General features: G+C 62.1%; 18 protein-coding genes. 13 read left to right on the top strand and 5 right to left on the bottom strand.

Going from position 1 to position 16,680, the window contains the following annotated elements; all coding sequences use genetic code 11:
- Window positions 1-5 precede the first annotated feature (5 nt).
- Window positions 6-1,229 carry a M24 family metallopeptidase gene (locus QQS14_RS04820; protein WP_285905779.1) on the bottom strand — a complete coding sequence of 408 codons (1,224 nt, stop codon included), beginning with the start codon at window positions 1,227-1,229 and terminating at the stop codon, window positions 6-8.
- A gap of 78 nt (window positions 1,230-1,307) precedes the next feature.
- Here QQS14_RS04820 and QQS14_RS04815 point away from each other — a divergent pair, with 78 nt between their 5' ends.
- The 5 genes from QQS14_RS04815 to hisF all read left to right on the top strand — a co-directional run bounded on the left by QQS14_RS04815 (window position 1,308) and on the right by hisF (window position 4,627).
- Window positions 1,308-1,727: a CoA-binding protein gene (locus QQS14_RS04815; protein ID WP_285905778.1), complete on the top strand. Its 420-nt coding sequence runs from the start codon at window positions 1,308-1,310 to the stop codon at window positions 1,725-1,727.
- Complete coding sequence (locus QQS14_RS04810; protein ID WP_285905777.1) at window positions 1,724-2,161, top strand: YkgJ family cysteine cluster protein; 438 nt, start codon at window positions 1,724-1,726, stop codon at window positions 2,159-2,161. The genes QQS14_RS04815 and QQS14_RS04810 overlap by 4 nt, the downstream gene beginning before the upstream one ends.
- Before the next feature lie 16 nt (window positions 2,162-2,177).
- Window positions 2,178-2,960, top strand: coding sequence for a DnaJ domain-containing protein (locus QQS14_RS04805; protein ID WP_285905776.1), 783 nt, complete (start codon window positions 2,178-2,180; stop codon window positions 2,958-2,960).
- A gap of 256 nt (window positions 2,961-3,216) precedes the next feature.
- The gene (gene hisH, locus QQS14_RS04800; protein WP_285905775.1) at window positions 3,217-3,858 is read left to right on the top strand and encodes an imidazole glycerol phosphate synthase subunit HisH; all 642 of its coding nucleotides are present in this window, start codon (window positions 3,217-3,219) and stop codon (window positions 3,856-3,858) included.
- Window positions 3,848-4,627: an imidazole glycerol phosphate synthase subunit HisF gene (hisF, locus tag QQS14_RS04795; RefSeq protein WP_285905774.1), complete on the top strand. Its 780-nt coding sequence runs from the start codon at window positions 3,848-3,850 to the stop codon at window positions 4,625-4,627. Before hisH ends, hisF begins: the two co-directional genes overlap by 11 nt.
- A 76-nt stretch (window positions 4,628-4,703) precedes the next feature.
- Here hisF and moaC read toward each other — a convergent pair whose 3' ends face one another.
- From moaC to QQS14_RS04775, 4 genes are read right to left on the bottom strand one after another with little or no spacing between them, the layout of a single operon-like run.
- A complete protein-coding gene (moaC, locus tag QQS14_RS04790) occupies window positions 4,704-5,183 on the bottom strand; it encodes a cyclic pyranopterin monophosphate synthase MoaC (RefSeq protein ID WP_285905773.1) in 480 nt (159 codons plus the stop codon).
- Between the two features lies 1 nt (window position 5,184).
- Window positions 5,185-6,303, bottom strand: a complete 1,119-nt coding sequence (gene dnaJ, locus QQS14_RS04785) for a molecular chaperone DnaJ (protein ID WP_285905772.1) — start codon at window positions 6,301-6,303, stop codon at window positions 5,185-5,187.
- Between the two features lie 2 nt (window positions 6,304-6,305).
- On the bottom strand, window positions 6,306-6,542 hold the full coding sequence (gene rpoZ, locus QQS14_RS04780) for a DNA-directed RNA polymerase subunit omega (protein ID WP_285905771.1): 237 nt from the start codon (window positions 6,540-6,542) through the stop codon (window positions 6,306-6,308).
- Between the two features lie 34 nt (window positions 6,543-6,576).
- A complete protein-coding gene (locus tag QQS14_RS04775) occupies window positions 6,577-7,917 on the bottom strand; it encodes a DUF4340 domain-containing protein (RefSeq protein WP_285905770.1) in 1,341 nt (446 codons plus the stop codon).
- A 178-nt stretch (window positions 7,918-8,095) separates the two neighbouring features.
- On the opposite strand from QQS14_RS04775, the gene QQS14_RS04770 reads away from it, so the two are divergent.
- The 8 genes from QQS14_RS04770 (at window position 8,096) to QQS14_RS04735 (ending at window position 16,679) form a co-directional block, all read left to right on the top strand.
- Window positions 8,096-8,845, top strand: coding sequence for a tRNA lysidine(34) synthetase (locus QQS14_RS04770; RefSeq protein ID WP_285905769.1), 750 nt, complete (start codon window positions 8,096-8,098; stop codon window positions 8,843-8,845).
- Between the two features lie 63 nt (window positions 8,846-8,908).
- Window positions 8,909-9,814: a M23 family metallopeptidase gene (locus tag QQS14_RS04765; protein WP_285905768.1), complete on the top strand. Its 906-nt coding sequence runs from the start codon at window positions 8,909-8,911 to the stop codon at window positions 9,812-9,814.
- Between the two features lie 148 nt (window positions 9,815-9,962).
- Complete coding sequence (fliR, locus tag QQS14_RS04760; protein ID WP_285905767.1) at window positions 9,963-10,748, top strand: flagellar biosynthetic protein FliR; 786 nt, start codon at window positions 9,963-9,965, stop codon at window positions 10,746-10,748.
- 12 nt (window positions 10,749-10,760) lie between these two features.
- Window positions 10,761-11,822 carry a flagellar biosynthesis protein FlhB gene (flhB, locus tag QQS14_RS04755; RefSeq protein ID WP_285905766.1) on the top strand — a complete coding sequence of 354 codons (1,062 nt, stop codon included), beginning with the start codon at window positions 10,761-10,763 and terminating at the stop codon, window positions 11,820-11,822.
- A gap of 63 nt (window positions 11,823-11,885) precedes the next feature.
- On the top strand, window positions 11,886-13,988 hold the full coding sequence (gene flhA / locus QQS14_RS04750) for a flagellar biosynthesis protein FlhA (RefSeq protein WP_285905765.1): 2,103 nt from the start codon (window positions 11,886-11,888) through the stop codon (window positions 13,986-13,988).
- A 9-nt stretch (window positions 13,989-13,997) separates the two neighbouring features.
- Window positions 13,998-15,107 carry a flagellar biosynthesis protein FlhF gene (locus QQS14_RS04745; protein WP_285905764.1) on the top strand — a complete coding sequence of 370 codons (1,110 nt, stop codon included), beginning with the start codon at window positions 13,998-14,000 and terminating at the stop codon, window positions 15,105-15,107.
- Between the two features lie 17 nt (window positions 15,108-15,124).
- Window positions 15,125-15,952, top strand: a complete 828-nt coding sequence (locus QQS14_RS04740; protein WP_285905763.1) for a MinD/ParA family protein — start codon at window positions 15,125-15,127, stop codon at window positions 15,950-15,952.
- Window positions 15,894-16,679, top strand: coding sequence for a FliA/WhiG family RNA polymerase sigma factor (locus tag QQS14_RS04735; protein ID WP_285905762.1), 786 nt, complete (start codon window positions 15,894-15,896; stop codon window positions 16,677-16,679). Before QQS14_RS04740 ends, QQS14_RS04735 begins: the two co-directional genes overlap by 59 nt.
- The last annotated feature ends 1 nt before the right edge of the window (window position 16,680 follow it).

The raw sequence follows: 16,680 nt of genomic DNA, 5'->3' as shown, positions 1-16,680 counted from the left end.
CCGACCTATTCCACCACGACCATCCCGTAGCTGTCGCCGGTGATGCAGCGCGCGCCGGTTGCGGTGATCTCAAAGGTATTCTCCACCCCGACCATGGCCACGCCGCGAATCCCCTGCTTGGGCTCCACGGCCAGGGTCATGCCCGGCTCAAGGGGCAGATCAAAGCCCGTAGCGATGGCCGGGAACTCGTCGATGGTCAGGCCGATGCCGTGGCCGACGAAAGGCACCTGGTTGTCGTCAAGCCCCATGAATCCCTCGGCGAATCCGCGTCGTTTGGCCATCTCCAGGCTACCCGCGTACAGTTCGGCCGGGGTCGCGCCTGGCACGGCATTTTCGCGCACCCACTCCTGCACCTCGATGCAGAAGTCGTGGGCGCGGCGGATGTCGTCGGTCATGGCCGACTCCGGCCCGGCGAAATAGGCCTGGGTCTTGTCCGTATGATAGCCCTCGATCTGGAAGCCGATGTCGAGCATCAGCGGCTGGCCCGGCTGCCAGACCATGGCCGCATTGCCCATGACCATGGACGCCGGGTGTTCGCCGCGCAGGCCGAGCGGGCCATTGAAGGCGCTGGGATAATTGCCGGAATCCCCGGCCGAGACATGGCCGAGGAAGCATTCCTCGCCGTGGGCCTGCATGCGCAGGATGCCCATGTGACCATGCTCGAAGAAGACCTCCCATGCCTTGTGGGCGATCTCCCGTTCGGTCATGCCCGGCCTGATCCTGCCGGGCAGGATGTCGTGCAGGCAGCGGTGGTGCTTGTCGCCGCAACGGCGCATGATGTCCAGCTCGAACTCGGACTTGACCATCCTGGCCAGGGCCACGGCCTGATCGCCCGGCACCAGGGTGTGGTCCCTGAGCTTGGCCGCCAGCAGGGTGCCTAGTTGCCAGGTGAGCCCGGCCATGACCGCGGCCACGGTGCGAGTCATGGGGCTGCCCGCCTCGGCGCACAGACCGGGCAGCTCGGAGTAGGACTTGAAGGGCACGATGTGGGCAACGCCCGCCTCGATCCGGGCACGGCTCACGCCCTTGCGCAGCATGAGCACCGGCTCGCCCTCAAGGGGCAACCACAGCACGCCCTGACCGCAGGTGCCCGTCAGATAATAGATGTTGAGACGCGAGAAGACGAGAATGCCTCCGGCGGCCGGGGCCACGGCCTGAAGGTGGCATCTTAAGGAGGCGTGACGGCGGGCGAGTTCCTCGGCGGGGATGCGGGCAATGGCTTCGAACATGGGGACTCCTTGAGAGATAACGACTAGGCAATGGGGGTGGATTGCTGTAAAAGGACGTTCCCAAGCGAGGAACGCGACATGCTGATCAATGAGAAAGAACTAGCCGCCCGGCTGCGCGAGGTCAAGACCATCGCCGTGGTCGGTGCAGTGGACAAGCCCGGCCGCCCCGTGGACCGCGTGGGCCGCGAGATGATCGAGATGGGCTTCACCGTCATCCCCGTGCACCCGGCGCGCGACAGCGTCTGGGGCCTTGAAACATACAAGTGCGTCACGGACATTCCGGTGCCGGTGGACGTGGTGGACCTCTTCCGCAACGCCCAGTTCTGCCCGGGCCACGCCCGGGAGGTGCTCGCCATGGAGACCCTGCCCCGGTTCTTCTGGATGCAGTCCGGCGTGTTCAGCCCCGAGGCGCGCCAACTGCTGGCTGGCTCGCCCATCCAGGTGGTCGAGGACCGCTGCCTCAAGGTGGAGCTGACCCGCCTGGGCGTGCGCCCGTGACCGTGCAGGCCTTCGAGTGCCGCATGTGCGGCCACTGCTGCCAGGGCGAGGGCGGCATCGTGCTCACGGACAAGGACCGGGGGCGACTGGCAGACCACCTGAGCATCGGGGAAGACGAACTGGTCCGCCGCTACGCCCGGGAGCGCGGCGGCAAGCTCCACCTCATCTGCGGCGACGACGGCAACTGCGTGTTCTTCGACCAGGGGTGCGGCGTGCATCCCGGCAGGCCGGACATCTGTCGCGCCTGGCCCTATTTCCGGGGCAACCTCGTGGACGAGACAAGCTGGGAGATGGTCCAGGAATACTGCCCGGGCATCAATCCCGAGGCTGGCCACGCCGAGTTCGTACGCCAGGGCAGGCGCTATTTGCGCGACGAGGGGCTTTTGCGCTATGATCCCGACACGTCTCCCAACGCCCTGATCTGCGACGACTGATTCAATCGAGGCCGTTATGACCCTTCAGGAATGCTACCGGATACTCCGAGTCGATGCGGGAGCTGGTCTTGACGCGGTCAAGTCGGCCTTCCGCCGCCTCGCCTTCAAGTACCACCCGGACATCAGCGCCGAGCCGGGGGCGAGCGAAAAGTTCCGCGAGGTCAACGAGGCATACGTCACGGCCCGCAAGCTGCTGGAGGACCAGAACGGCACCGCTTCGGCGGGAACCACCGGCCAGCAAGCGGAAAAACCCACGGCCAGCCAGGCCCAGGGGGCGCGCGCCTACTCCAGACAGCAGCGCCAGAAACCCAAGCCGCCGCCGGAGACGAACTCGGCCCGGGCCAAACACCAGAAGTTCTATTACAAGGAAGAGGAAGTCCTGCGGACCATCCTCGGCGACCCCTTTGCCCGCAAGGTGTTCGAGGACATCTACAGCCAGATCAGGAAAGAGCGGCCCGACTACAAGGGACCGCTGGAACTGAAGAAGCGCAAGCTTCAACTGCATTTTGGCAACCGCACCCTGAGTCTCGACTTTGCCCGGGGGCTCGGCGACACGGTCACCTCCTGGTTCAAGGGGCAGATGGACCATGAACAGATCGTGTATTTCCCGGCCTCGGCCCTGATTCCCGGCCGCAAGGTGCGCATCACCGTGGAACAGACCTTTTCCGACGGCCCCAAGACCATCGAGGTCACACTGCCCCGCGATTTCGTGGTCGGCCGCCCCATCCGCCTCAAGGGGCTTGGCCGCAAGCTCGGCCCCCTCAAGGGCGACTTGCTCCTCAGGGTTTTCGCCCGCTAAGCCACTGACACCCGCCGAAATGGTGACAGGACCGAGTCACGCACCGCCCTGACACGTTTTTCTTCGGCTTTTTCGGGCGGGCACTGCCCCGTCTCCTTCCAATTGCCCCTTGCGCCCACGGAATGGCTTGGAAAATCAAACCTTTTTCGTCCATCTTCCCGGCGACTCGACAAAATTGACAATGCAAAAAAACCCCTTGTTTTCCGAATCGTTTTTTACTAGTCGCTGTATTGAACGAAATCCAGCGGAGGGACGAATGCTCGCCATATTCGACTACAAGGCGGGAAACCAGACCAGCGTCCACCGGGCGCTCGAACACCTGGGTATTCCCAACCGGATCACCAATGATCCAGAAATCCTGAACAACGCGCAGGGGATCATCTTCCCCGGCGTGGGCGCGGCCGGTCAGGCCATGGACGAACTGCATTCGGCCGGGCTCGACGAAGTGATCAAGAGCCTCATCTGGCAGAACAAGCCCGTGCTCGGCATCTGTGTCGGCTGCCAGATTCTCCTTGATTACAGCGAGGAGAACGACACCCGCGCCCTGAAGATCATCCCGGGCGAGTGCCGCCTCTTCAACCCCTCCTGGACCGATTACGAGAACGTGCCCATCCGGGTGCCCCACATGGGCTGGAACCAGGTGGAACTGAAGCAAGAATGCGAACTCTTCGCGGGCATCGACCCGGATGCGGACTTCTACTTCGTGCACAGCTACTACCCCGCGCCCAGCGAGGAATACGTCATCGGCACCACCCGCTACGGCATCGACTTCTGCTCGGTGCACGGCCGCAAGGGACTCTGGGCCGTGCAGTTCCATCCCGAAAAGAGCGGCCGCCCGGGCCTCAAGCTGCTCAAAAACTTCCACACCTACTGCCAGGAGGCCGCCCATGCTGAGTAAACGGGTCATCCCCTGCCTGGATGTGCGCAACGGCCGCCTGACCAAGGGCGTCAAGTTCGAGGGCAACGTGGACATAGGCGATCCGGTGGAAACGGCCAGGAAGTATTACGAGGACGGCGCGGACGAGATCGTCTTCTACGACATCACCGCCTCCCACGAGGCGCGCGGCATCTTCCTCGACGTGGTCGAGAAGGTCGCCTCCCAGATATTCATCCCCTTCTCCGTGGGCGGCGGCATCAACACGGTCAGCGACATGCGCGACGTGCTCGTGGCCGGGGCCGAGAAGGTCTCGGTCAACTCCGGCGCGGTCAAGAACCCTGACATCATCAGCGAGGGCGCGGCCCGTTTCGGCTCCCAGTGCATCGTGCTGGGCATGGACGTGAAGCGGGTCGAGAAGTCAGAAGCCATTCCCTCGGGCTTCGAGGTGGTCATCCACGGCGGCCGCAAGTACATGGGCATGGACGCCATCGAATGGGCCAAGACCGGCGAGGCCCTGGGCGCGGGCGAAATCTGCCTCAACTCCATCGACGCCGACGGCACCAAGAACGGCTACGACATTGAGCTGACCCGGCTGGTGGCCAAGTCCGTAACCATCCCGGTCATCGCCTCGGGCGGCGCGGGCTCGCCCCAGCACATGGTGGAGGCCGTGACCACGGGCCGGGCCACGGCCGCCCTCATCGCCTCCATCGTCCACTATGGAGAATACACCATCGCGGACCTCAAGAAACACATGGCCGAGGCCGGAGTGCAGACCCGCTCCGTGTGGTAGGCATCAGGACACACACGCAAAAAGCCGCTGTCCCGTAAAGGGGCAGCGGCTTAATTTGCGCTATGAACAAATGGGATCACTCGGCAGTGAAGGTGCCGCTCTTTCCGCCGCTCTTGTAGACAAGGCGGCAGTTGTCGATGACGATGTCCTTCTGTACGGCCTTGCACATGTCGTAGATGGTGGCGGCGGCGATCTGGGCGGCCACCAAGGCCTCCATCTCCACGCCGGTCTTGTAGGCGGTGCGCACCTCGGCCTCGATGCCGATGGTCGCTCCCGGTTCGTCCACGGCAAAGCGGATGTCCACGTGGCTTATGGGTAGGGGGTGGCACATGGGGATCAATTCCGCCGTGCGCTTGGCCGCCTGAATTCCGGCGATCTTGGCCGTGGTCAGCACATCGCCCTTGGGCAGGGCATCCTGCACCAGCAGGGCCATGGTCGAGGGCGCGAGCCTGACCACGCAGCGGACAATGGCCGTGCGCAGGGTGTCGCCCTTGGCCGAGACATCAACCATGCGCGCGTTGCCGTCGCCGTCCATGTGCGAGAACCCGTGGGACATGCTACTCCCCCATGACCTTGTCTTTGGCTTTCTTGAAGAAATCCCTGGCCTTGGTGCTCAGCTTTTTGGACTCGATCTCAGAGAACTCGCGCAGCAGCTCTTCCTGGCGCTTGTTCAGGTTGGTCGGGGTCTTGACCCGGACCTCCACCATCAGGTCGCCCTGATGGGAACTGCCGGGATGAGGCAGCCCGAGTCCGCGCAGCCGGAAGACCTCGCCGCTCTGGGCACCCTTGGGGATATCGAGGTTGACCGGCTCGTCCAGGGTCGGCACTTCGAGCCGATGGCCCAGCGCCGCCTCCACAAACGAGATTTCACGGCGGATGAGCAGGTTCTGCCCCTGGCGCTCGAAGACCGAATCGGGCTCCACGCGCAGGACCACGTAGAGATCGCCGGGCGGCCCGCCGAACATGCCCGCCTCGCCTTCGCCGCGCAGGCGCAGGCGCGAGTTGTTGTCCACGCCCGCCGGGATGCGCACCTTGAGGTCCTTGTCGCGGATCACGGAACCGCGCCCCATGCACTCGTCGCAGGGGTCGGTGATGATGGACCCGGCTCCCCGACACTGTGGGCAAGTCACGGAAATCCTGAAAAAGCCCTGGGACTGCTGCATGGTGCCCGAGCCGCCGCACTGGGAGCAGGTCTGCGGGCGCGTGCCCGGAGCGGCCCCGGTGCCGTCGCACTGGCCGCAGGTCTGCTCCACCGGGATGCGGATATCCACCTCGGCACCCTTGGCCGCCTGACGGAAGGTGATGTCGAGGTTGTAGCGCAGGTCCGCGCCCGGCCTCGGCCTGTTGCCCCCGCCGCGACCGGCGGCGGTGAATCCGAAGACCTCGCCAAAGATGTCGCTGAAGGCGCCGAAGATGTCCTCGCTGCTGGAAAACCCGGAGAATCCGTTGCCGTTCACCCCGTCGTGGCCGAAGCGGTCGTAGGTCTGTCGCTTCTCGGCGTTGCCCAGCACCTCGTAGGCCTCGGCCGCTTCCTTGAACCGGTTTTCCGCCTCCGGATCGTCGGGATTGCGGTCGGGATGGAACTTGAAGGCCAGCTTGCGATAGGCGGATTTGACCTCGTCCTGCGAGGCCTCGCGCGAGACCCCCAGAACCTCGTAGTAGTCACGCTTGGCCATGGTTATCTGGAGGTTTCCCCGTACACGTCGATGTCGATTTCAACGTCGGGAATATCCTGGTCGGGCAGAATCTTGCCTGCGGCGATCTCGCGCAGGGAATTGACGATTTCCTTGTTCTTGGACTCCACCAGGGGCGGATACCCTTCGCGGTACTGCTTGACGCGCTTGATGCCCATCTGGGTGATCAGAAAGCGGTTGCTGACCTTCTCCAGACAATCCTCTACGGTAATCCGTGCCATGTCGTTCTCCTTGGATCGTGTTGCAGGCCGAGACCTAGTTGCCCGCCGTCGAGCCGACAGGGAAGAGCCCCTGGAGATCCTTGAGCAGCCTGCTTGAAACCGGGTAATACATGCCGCCGCCGTTCTTGAGCCAGCACTGCCCCTGGGGCAGCCTTGGATCGGCATAGAACGTCAGGGCGGTCAGTTTGTCGCCTTTGCCGTCGAAGAGTCGGCAGTGCATCACTTCCGCCGCGCTGTCCGGCAGCAGGTTCAGCGGCAACGCTTCGAACTGCAAATCAGTAAATCGCCAAAGCGACATGTCAATGCCGCTGATCTCGGTTTGATCGCCGAGACGGTGCCAGCCGCTCTCGCCTCGCTCCACCACATATTCGGTGCCACCATGGTTGACCACAAGACGGGCCACTATGCCGATGTCGAGCTTGACCACTGTGCGGCCCTGCACGTCAAAGGCGCTCCTGACCAGCTGGTTCACGCTCTGGGCATCGAGGGTGAAGGGAATGGTCAGCCAGGAGGAACGGCCCATGAAAATTTCCGGCCGGTCGTTGACAGCGTAGAAATCCACGGTGGCAGGCGTCTCGCTCCTGGCATTCCAGACGCGGATGGTCAGCGCGGGCAAGCGCTTGTCCACATCCAGAGGCTCAAGGACCAGCGTCCCGGTTCGCAGCAGCGACAGGGAGTGGAGGTAGAGCTTGAGCGCCGAGTCCGAGGCGGGCTTGTCCTTGAGATAGCCCGGCAGGCTGAAAAAGTACCCTTCCTTGCGCTTTTCCACCAGCCAGTTGGACCCGAAGGGCTGCGTCAACTGGACCTTGGCCACGGTCTCCTGGTCGAAATTGAAGACCCGGGTGTCGAAAAAGGCCGTGGCAGGCAGACTCAGTTGCTCCACCACCGAGGCGTCGAACTCGTAGACCAGCCCGGGGCTGTCGGAGTTCCAGCCGTAAACCGCCCCGGATTCGCCCGAGGTCAACCTGACAGTCAGCGGATTGCCGTCCTTGTCGCCCGAGGAGACGATGATCTTGAATTCCGGCTCGTCCAGCCCATACTGCTCAAGCCCGCCCTGATCGAACCCGCCCACCGAGCAGTGCGGAGCCAGCCCGCCCAGCCGGGCCAGATAGTCTGCCACCTTGTCGGGCATGACCCGGGCCACGAAATTCCACGAAGCGCCGGGAACATGGGCCTCCCAGCCGGAATCCGCAGCCGTGAGCATGTAGGTGCCCCTGACGCTCTGGATATGCAGGGAGCGCGCTGCGTCAGAGGGCCGGGAGAGCCAGCGCGTCCTGTCCACATCCTGCCGTGGGTCGGCCGTGCGCCAGTGGTAGACGCCCAGGGCCGCAGCGGCCAGCAGTGCCAGGATCAGGACAAGGAAAAATCGCTTCAATGGGCCAGTCCTCCTGGACGGGATGCCGGAATGGATTGCAGCGCATGGCCGCGCCGGATAGCTTGACCGGCGCACAAGCGGGTTAAAATGCCCCAGCCACACTTGCAAGTCAAGCTGGAATCGTCTATCTGCCCTACCGGGTCCGGCATCAATATCAGAAACATCGAGGGAAGAACATATGGCTTCATGGGGCAAACTCACATTCGCCCAAAAAAAATGCGTCAGCGCCACGGGCAAACTCATGCAGGGAACCGGCATGGTCCAGCACGGCGCACGTATCGGCATCGCCGCGTCCGGCGGCGTGGACAGTTTTCTGATGCTCAAGGTGCTGACCATCCGGCAGGCGATCATGCCCTTTCCCGTCGAGCTGATGGTCCTGCACATCAACGCGGGCTTCGACACCACCTCCCACGCGCCCCTCACCGACTGGTGCGCCCGCCACGGTCTCTCGCTGCACACCGAGATCACCGACTACGGCCCCCGCGCCCATTCAGAGGAAAACCGCAAGAATTCCCCATGTTTCTATTGCAGCATGCTACGGCGCAAGCGGCTCTTCGAGCTGTGCCGCGACTACGGGCTGACCCACCTCGCCTTCGGCCACAACGCCGACGACAACGTGGTCACCTTCTTCATGAACATCCTGCACAACGGGCGCGCTGACGGGCTCTCGGCCAACGAGCCCTTCTTCGACGGCAGGCTCCAGGTCATCCGCCCCACCATGATGCTCGACAAGAACACCGTGATCAAGGCGGCCAGGCAGTGGGAGCTGCCGGTATGGAAAAACACCTGCCCATCCAACGGCCGCACCAAGCGCGACGAAGTGCATGACTGGCTGCGACTCGCATGGCAAAATGACAAACGCATAAAAAACAACATCTTCAATGCCATCCTTCGTCAGCAAGTCCACTTGACATGCCAAAAACTCTAGACTAATAGAATGGCAATCGAAAGACCCGCGTCCTTGAACTCATAACATCCGACTGGAAAGGCAATGCTTTTCAGAAAATATCACATCGTCGTCTTCAAGGACAAACAGGGTTCCTGCAAGAAATTCCAGCTGCGGGGCTGGTTCATAGCCACCATGTTCATCCTCGTGGTCGGCATGGCCGCCGGAAACTTCGTCCTCTGGAACAAATACACCCACCATTCCCGCGTCGAACAGGGCTTGAGCATCGCCGAAAAGACCGTCCAGGAACAAAAGACCCAGCTTCTCAGTCTTTCCCAGAAAATTTCCGCTCTCCAGAAGAATCTCGACCGCATCAGCGACTTCGACTCCAAGCTGCGGGTCATGATCAACCTCGACCAGGACGGCAGCCAGGCCACGGCCCCCAAGGGTGGTCCCTCCAACGAGAATTTCGCCAAGGGCTATCTGCCCCTCTACCGCCAGGAACTGCTCGCCCGGAAAATGCACGAGTTCCTGCGCCAACTCAATGTCGAGGCCCGGCTTGAGGAAGTCAGGCAGCAGGAGATCCTGCACACCCTGCGCAACAACCAGAACATCCTTGAGGCCACCCCGTCCATCTGGCCCACCTCGGGCTGGGTCACCTCGGGCTTTGCCTGGCGCACCTCTCCCTTCACCGGCAAGCGCGAATTCCACAAGGGCATCGACATCTCCGCCCCGCGCGGCACCCCGATCTACGCACCGGCCAGGGGCAACGTCACCTTCACCGGCCGCGACGGCTCCTACGGCCTGACCATCCGGCTCAAGCACAACGCCAGCCTCTCCACCCGCTACGCCCACCTGCACCGCATCGCCGTCAAGAACGGCCAAGAGGTGACCCGGGGCGAGTTGATCGGCTATGTGGGCACCACGGGCCGCAGCACCGGACCGCATCTGCACTACGAAGTGCGCCTCAACGGCGTGCCGGTGGACCCCAAGCGCTACATCCTGAACTAGCCATCCACGCGATGACCAAGACAGGCCCTCTCGGAACAAGACTTTCCAGGAGGGCCTTTTCTTCATACGACACGAGACCCCGACCCCTGGCACCCAGGCGGCCGGACAGACCATGTCCGGATGGTTCGGGTCTTGCAAAGAGAGCCTGATGGATATTTTCGGATTCAACCCCAGCGACATGCTGAGTTTTTTCCTGACACTGTTTCGCATCAGCGTCGTGCTCTTCCTGCTGCCCTTTTTCGGCGGCAGCTCCATCCCCGGCCCAATCAAGGCCGCTCTGCTTCTGGTGCTGACCCTGGCGGTGTGGCCGCAGCTCTCCTTTCCCGGCAGCATGATGCCCGGCAGCGGCATCGACATCGTCATCATGTTCCTGGGCGAGGTGCTCATGGGCCTCATTCTCGGGCTGATCGTCGATTTCCTCTTCGCCGCAGTCCGCTTCGGCGGGCAGATCGTCGGCTTTCAGATGGGATTCGCCATGGTCAACGTGGTCGATCCCATCTCCGGCACCAGCAACGCCGTGACCGCCCATTTCCTCTACATGTGCACCATGCTCACCTTTCTGGTCCTCAACGGCCATCTGCAACTGATCAACGCCCTGGGCATGAGTTTTCAATACATTCCTCCGGGCGGCCTGCTGCTCACGCCGGGGCTGGTCACCCAGTTCTTCGATTTTTCGGCCATCATGTTCACCCTGGCCATCCGCATCGCGGCCCCGGTCATGGCCGCGCTGTTCCTGGTGGACCTCTCCCTGGCCCTCATCTCGCGGGCCGCGCCCCAGATGCATGTGCTCGTCCTGGGCTTTCCCATCAAGATCACCGTGGGCTTCTTCTTTCTGGGCTTCCTGTTCACGATCATGTCCATCTATGTGCAAGGGTTCCTGGAAGACCTCGGCCCCATGTTTCGGGGGATTTTCAAAGCCGGGTCGCCCCTTTAGAAGGCTTGAGCCATGGCCCAGGATCCCAGCAAAACAGAAAAAGCCACACAAAAGCGGCGAAAGAAAACCAGAAACGAGGGAAACGTTCCCAAGAGCACGGAACTGACCAAGGTCATCGTCCTGCTCATGGGTGTCATCACCTTGCGGGTCCTCATCGGCTACTACCAAGGCCAGATGATGGAAATCTTCGACTGGACCTTTCGCGAAGGTATCAAGACCAAGCTGGACCCGTCCACCACCTACGCCCTGTTCGTCTGGGGCGTGAAAAAGCTGGCGATCATCGTCCTGCCCGTCCTTTTCGTCCTCGCCTTCACGGCCTGGCTCATTCTGCGTCTCCAGGTGGGTTCGCTGTGGACCACCAAGCCCATGAAGCCGAAATTCGGCAAACTTTTCAACATCATGGCCGGTCTCAAGCGGCTGTTCATCAGCCCGGAGGCATTTGTCCGACTCGGCCGGAGCCTGCTTCAGGCCTTTGCCGTGGGCATTGCCCCGTACATCGTCATCAGGCAGGAGTTTCCGAATCTTTTGCCCCTCTTTTATTCCGACGCCCACGGCATCATCGCCTTCCTCCTCACCATCGGCTACAAGATGGTCTGCTACGCCCTGGTCCCGATGATGATCATCGCCCTGGCCGATCTCTGGTACTCGCGCTGGAAGTACGAGGAAAGGATCAAGATGACCAAGGACGAGGTCAAGGATGAGCGCAAGCAGGCCGAGGGCGACCCCCAGATCAAGCGAAAACAGAAGCAGAAAATGCTCCAGATGATGGCCAGCCGGATGTTTCAGGACATCCCCAAGGCGGACGTGGTCATCACCAACCCCACCCACTACGCCGTGGCCCTGCAGTATGACGCCCTGGTGGCGCCCGCCCCCCTGGTGCTGGCCAAGGGAGTCAACCGGGTTGCCGAACGAATCAAGGAGGTTGCCAGGGAAAACAACATCCCTCTGGAGGCCAACCCACCCTTGGCACGGGCTTTGTATAAGCAGGTGGAAATCGGGGAAACCATCCCGGAGGAGCTGTTCCAGGCCGTCGCCGCGATCCTCGCCAAACTTGAGAAGTTCAAGCGGCGCTAGGAGATGTGAGCACAAGGGCACCTCCGACAACCGTCCCAAGACCGTCCACGAGGTGTCAAAATCATGGCTCAGCCTTCCAGCAAATCCCTCGTTCCCAACATAGATTACGAAAGATTCGCCAAACAGGGCGACATTCTCCTCGCTGGCGGCGTTGTGGTCATCCTCTTCGTGATGCTCATCCCGCTGCCGACGCCGTTTCTGGACTTCATGCTGACGGTGAGCATCTCCCTGGCCCTGGTGGTGCTCATCACCACCATGTTCATGACCTCGCCCCTTGAATTTTCCATCTTTCCCTCCCTGCTGCTGGTCACCACCCTGCTCCGCCTTGCCCTCAACGTGGCCACCACCCGCGCCATCCTGCTCCACGGCGACGAGGGCACGGACGCCGCCGGATCGGTCATTCAAAGTTTTGGCGAATTCGTGGTCGGCGGCAACTATGTCATCGGCATCGTGGTCTTCATGATCCTGTTCATCCTCAACAAGGTCGTCATCGTCACAGGTACCACCCGCATCGCCGAGGTGGCGGCCCGTTTCACCCTTGACGCCATGCCCGGCAAGCAGATGGCCGTGGAGGCCGACCTCAATGCGGGGCTCATCGACGAAGAAGAGGCCACGAGGCGGCGCGACTACATGCGCCGTGAGGCCGACTTCTACGGCGCCATGGACGGTGCGGGCAAGTTCGTGTCCGGAGACGTCAAGGCCGGCATGATGATCACGGCCATCAACATCATCGGCGGCTTCCTCATCGGGGTGATCCAAAAGGACATGGCCTGGATGGACGCCGCCCAGACCTATACCCTGCTGACCATCGGCGATGGCCTGGTGGCCACCATCCCCTCCCTGATCATCTCCACCTCCGCAGGCATCATCGTCTCCCGCGCGGCCGCCGAGGCCAAGATGGGCGAGGAATTCATCGGCCAGCTCTCGTACCACCATCGCGCCCTCAAGCTGGTGTCGGCCATCCTGGTCATCTTCGCCATTGTCCCGGGCATGCCCACCTTCCCCTTCCTCACCCTGGCCAGCATCATCTACTTCGTGGCCCGCCTTTCCGCCAAACAGCAGCTGGCCCTGAATCCCGTAACGGACGACTCCAAGAGCACACGCGAAAGCTCGACCCTGGACACCCCGGAAGAGGTGCAGATGCTCCTGCCGCTTGACCAGCTCGAACTGGAGGTGGGCTACGGCCTCATCCCGCTGGTGGACGAGGAGCAAAACGGCAACCTGCTCTCGCGCATCCGCTCCATCCGCCGCCAGTTCGCCCTGGACATGGGCGTGGTCATCCCCTCGCTCCACCTGCGGGACAACCTCCAGCTCAAGCCCGGCGAATACCGGGTGGTCATCAAGGGCAATCCTGTGGCTCAGGCCGAGCTGCTCATCGACCACTACCTGGCCATGGACCCGGGCGACGCCAAGCAGCGCATCGAGGGCGTGGAGACCGTGGAACCCGCCTTCAACCTGCCTGCGGTCTGGATACCCGAGGCGCAGAAGGAGGAGGCCATGCTGGCAGGCTACACCGTGGTCGATCCGTCCACGGTCATCGCCACCCACCTGACCGAGGTCTTCCGCCGCAATCTGCACGAATTCCTGGGCCGCCAGGAGACTCAGGAACTGCTCGACAACCTGGCCAAGCGCGCGCCCAAGGCCGTGGAAAGCCTGGTCCCCTCTGTGCTCAGCGTGGGTGGTGTGCAGAAGGTACTCCAGAGACTGGTGCAGGAGAACGTCTCCATACGCGACCTGCTGACCATCGTGGAAACCCTGGCCGACTACGGCATCGCCACCCAGGAGCCGAGCCAGCTGACCGAATTCGTCCGGGCCAAGATGGGGCGCACCATTGTCAATCCGTACCTCGGCGAATCGAGCGTGCTGCCCATCATCACCTTGAGCCCCAGGGTGGACGAGATCCTCGGCAACGCAATGCGTCCCGTCGAGCAGGGCGGCTATCTCGCCCTGGAGCCGGGCATGGCCCAGCAGATCATCCAGGCCATCAACCGGTCCACCGAGGAAGCCATGGTGGCAGACGGCCAGCCCGTGCTGCTGGTGGCTCCGCAGATTCGCAGTCATCTCGCCCAGTTGTTGAACAGGTTCATTCCGACCCTGCCCATCCTTTCCCAGGCTGAGATTCCCGCTGACATCAAGATTCAGTCCGCAGCAACCGTAGACCTGTAGGAACAGCACATGAGAATGAAGACCTTCCGCGCCGCCACTGCCACTGCGGCCTTCGCCATGGTCAAGGCCGAACTCGGGGCCGACGCCGTCATCCTCTCCAACAAGACCGTGTCCGACAACGGCAGCAAGTGCTGCGAGGTCGTGGCGGCCGTGGACGCGATGCCCGCCGGGCCCGCATCGGGAGTGGCCGCAAGCACGGCAAAGGGCGCGAGACAGACAATGACCAGGGAGGACACGGTGGAGGACGCCCTGCGCGGCTCCATCGGCTGGCAGCGCGAATGGAGCCAGATCAAGGGCCAGATCATGGCGCTGATGAAGCCGCAGATGGACCTCGCCTCCCTGGCTCCGAAACAGCGGCTGGCAATGGAGTATCTCGAACGCGAGGAAGTGGACGCCAAGGTGCTGGCCAGCATCTTCTGCGATCTGCGCGGCGATTGCGACCGCTCCATCATCGCCGCCCTTGAATCCCTGGTGGATGTCAGGCCGTTTCGCGCCCGGGACTGGCCAGGAACCATCCACGCCTTTGCCGGGCCTGGCGGCGCGGGCAAGACCTCAAGCCTGATCCGGCTGGCCCTGCGCGAGAAGCGCTCCAACCCCAAGGCGCGCATCTGCCTGGCCACGGCCGATGGCGGACGCGGCAAGGGACGCCTCGTGCTCAAACACTACGCCGAGCTTTCCGGCCTCGCCTTCCGGGAAATCGTGACCCGCGACGACTTCCTGCTCCTGCGCAAGGAAACCCACCAGTTCGACATGATTCTCATTGACCTGCCGGGGCTGACGGGCAATACCACCCTTGAGGTCTTCACAGGCCTGTATGGCCTCTCGACCTGCGCGGAACTCTCCATCCACCTGGTTCTCAACCCCTATTACAGCGCAGCCCAGTTCGAGCGGTTCATGGAAAAATACAAAAGTGAACAACTTGCAAGCGTTATCTGGACGAAACTCGACGAAACCTGTACATTCGGAGCATTAGTGAACATGGCGTTCGCCAGCGGGCTGCCCATTTCGGCGCTCTCCTACGGCGCCGGTCTCAAGAACAGCATCACTCCCGCCACCCTCGACATGATCTGGCGGATGGTGTTTATGCGCAAACTGCCCGGCGGCGACATTCAACCCTAAGGAGAGAGATTGACGCCATGACCACCCGTTTACCCCTGGTCCTTTCGGTAACGTCCGGCAAGGGCGGCGTTGGCAAGACCAACATGTCGGTCAATCTGGCCCATACCCTGAGCATGGCGGGCAAGAACGTCGTGCTGCTCGACGCCGACCTGGGCCTGGCCAATGTCGATGTCATTCTGGGCCTGACGCCGGAGCGCAACCTGTTCCACCTCTTCCACGAGAACATGACCCTCGACAATATCCTGTTCGACACCCCCTACGGGTTCAAGATACTCCCCGCCTCATCAGGGGTGAGCGACATGGTCAACCTCGACCGCGGCCAGAAACTCGACCTGCTCGACGCCATGGACGCCCTTGAGGACGCCGTGGATTTCCTCATCGTGGACACTGGCGCGGGCATCAACGACAACGTGCTCTATTTCAATCTGGCGGTGCAGGAACGGCTGCTGGTCATCACCCCGGAGCCCACCTCCCTCACCGACGCCTACGCGCTGATCAAGGTGCTCAAGCTCCAGCACGGGGTGGAGCGCTTCCGCGTGCTCGTGAACATGGCAGAGGACAAGAAGGCCGCCAAGGAGGTCTACATCAAGCTGCTCAAGGCCTGCGACCATTTCCTCGACGGCATCTCCCTCGACCTTGTCGGAGTCGTGCCCTATGACCCCAATGTCCGCAACGCAGTCATTGCGCAGGTTCCCTTTTGTCACAAATTTCCAAAGAGTCCGGCAAGCGTGGCGATACGGCAGGCCGCACAGGTAATCAACGGTTGGCATGTGGAACCGAACACAGATGGCAATATCAAATTCTTCTGGAAAAAACTGCTCTTCCAGGAACGATCCGTGGCGTGAGCTGGAAAACGGGGCCAGGGGCTGGGACGACTTCTCGCCAAGAGACCGCGAGGACATCGTCCGCCACTACGCGCCGAAAATCCGGATACTCGCCCTGCGCCTCAAGGCGAAGCTGCCGCAGAGCGTGGAGCTTTGCGAATTGATCAGCGCGGGCAGCCTGGGTCTCCTGGACGCTTTGGGCAAGTACAACGCCGGGCGGGGCATCAAGTTCGACACCTATTCCGAGAACCGGATCAAGGGTGCCATGCTTGACGAGCTTCGCCGGATGGACTGGTTTTCCAGAGGATTGCGCCAGAAGGTCAAGGCGCTTGAGGACGCCCAGCGTCAGGTGGAGCACGAGACCGGAGGCACGGCCAGCACCGAGCAGCTGCAACGCATCACCGGCATGTCGGAAAAAGAGGTACGCCAGGGCCTTGAGGCGCTGCACAACCAGATGTGTCTCAGCCTGGACAGCTTTCATGAAAACGTCATCGGCCGCAAGGCCATGACCGAGGACGAACCCTTCCAATCCACGGCATTTCAGGAAATTGTTGACAAAGTAGCCAATCTCATTGAGGAATTGACGCCAAGGGAAAAATTGGTCATATCTTTGTACTACGGCGAGGAGTTGAACATGAAGGAAACTGCCGAAGTTATGGACATAACCGAAGGCAGGGTCTCCCAGCTTCACTCCCAGGCCCTGACAAAACTGAGAAAAACATTCAGAGCCCGCTACGAAAACGAGTAGC

It is taken from the genome of Pseudodesulfovibrio pelocollis (assembly GCF_030282845.1).
GTDB lineage: Bacteria > Desulfobacterota > Desulfovibrionia > Desulfovibrionales > Desulfovibrionaceae > Pseudodesulfovibrio > Pseudodesulfovibrio pelocollis.
This window is presented reverse-complemented; position numbering and strand designations above follow the sequence as displayed.

Coding starts and splice junctions, on each gene's coding strand:
- QQS14_RS04820 (WP_285905779.1), bottom strand. CDS start 1,229: ATGTTCGAAGCCATTGCCCGCATCCCCGCCGAGGAACTCGCCCGCCGT.
- QQS14_RS04815 (WP_285905778.1), top strand. CDS start 1,308: ATGCTGATCAATGAGAAAGAACTAGCCGCCCGGCTGCGCGAGGTCAAG.
- QQS14_RS04805 (WP_285905776.1), top strand. CDS start 2,178: ATGACCCTTCAGGAATGCTACCGGATACTCCGAGTCGATGCGGGAGCT.
- hisH (WP_285905775.1), top strand. CDS start 3,217: ATGCTCGCCATATTCGACTACAAGGCGGGAAACCAGACCAGCGTCCAC.
- hisF (WP_285905774.1), top strand. CDS start 3,848: ATGCTGAGTAAACGGGTCATCCCCTGCCTGGATGTGCGCAACGGCCGC.
- moaC (WP_285905773.1), bottom strand. CDS start 5,183: ATGTCCCACGGGTTCTCGCACATGGACGGCGACGGCAACGCGCGCATG.
- dnaJ (WP_285905772.1), bottom strand. CDS start 6,303: ATGGCCAAGCGTGACTACTACGAGGTTCTGGGGGTCTCGCGCGAGGCC.
- rpoZ (WP_285905771.1), bottom strand. CDS start 6,542: ATGGCACGGATTACCGTAGAGGATTGTCTGGAGAAGGTCAGCAACCGC.
- QQS14_RS04770 (WP_285905769.1), top strand. CDS start 8,096: ATGGCTTCATGGGGCAAACTCACATTCGCCCAAAAAAAATGCGTCAGC.
- QQS14_RS04765 (WP_285905768.1), top strand. CDS start 8,909: ATGCTTTTCAGAAAATATCACATCGTCGTCTTCAAGGACAAACAGGGT.
- fliR (WP_285905767.1), top strand. CDS start 9,963: ATGGATATTTTCGGATTCAACCCCAGCGACATGCTGAGTTTTTTCCTG.
- flhB (WP_285905766.1), top strand. CDS start 10,761: ATGGCCCAGGATCCCAGCAAAACAGAAAAAGCCACACAAAAGCGGCGA.
- flhA (WP_285905765.1), top strand. CDS start 11,886: ATGGCTCAGCCTTCCAGCAAATCCCTCGTTCCCAACATAGATTACGAA.
- QQS14_RS04745 (WP_285905764.1), top strand. CDS start 13,998: ATGAGAATGAAGACCTTCCGCGCCGCCACTGCCACTGCGGCCTTCGCC.
- QQS14_RS04740 (WP_285905763.1), top strand. CDS start 15,125: ATGACCACCCGTTTACCCCTGGTCCTTTCGGTAACGTCCGGCAAGGGC.
- QQS14_RS04735 (WP_285905762.1), top strand. CDS start 15,894: ATGGCAATATCAAATTCTTCTGGAAAAAACTGCTCTTCCAGGAACGAT.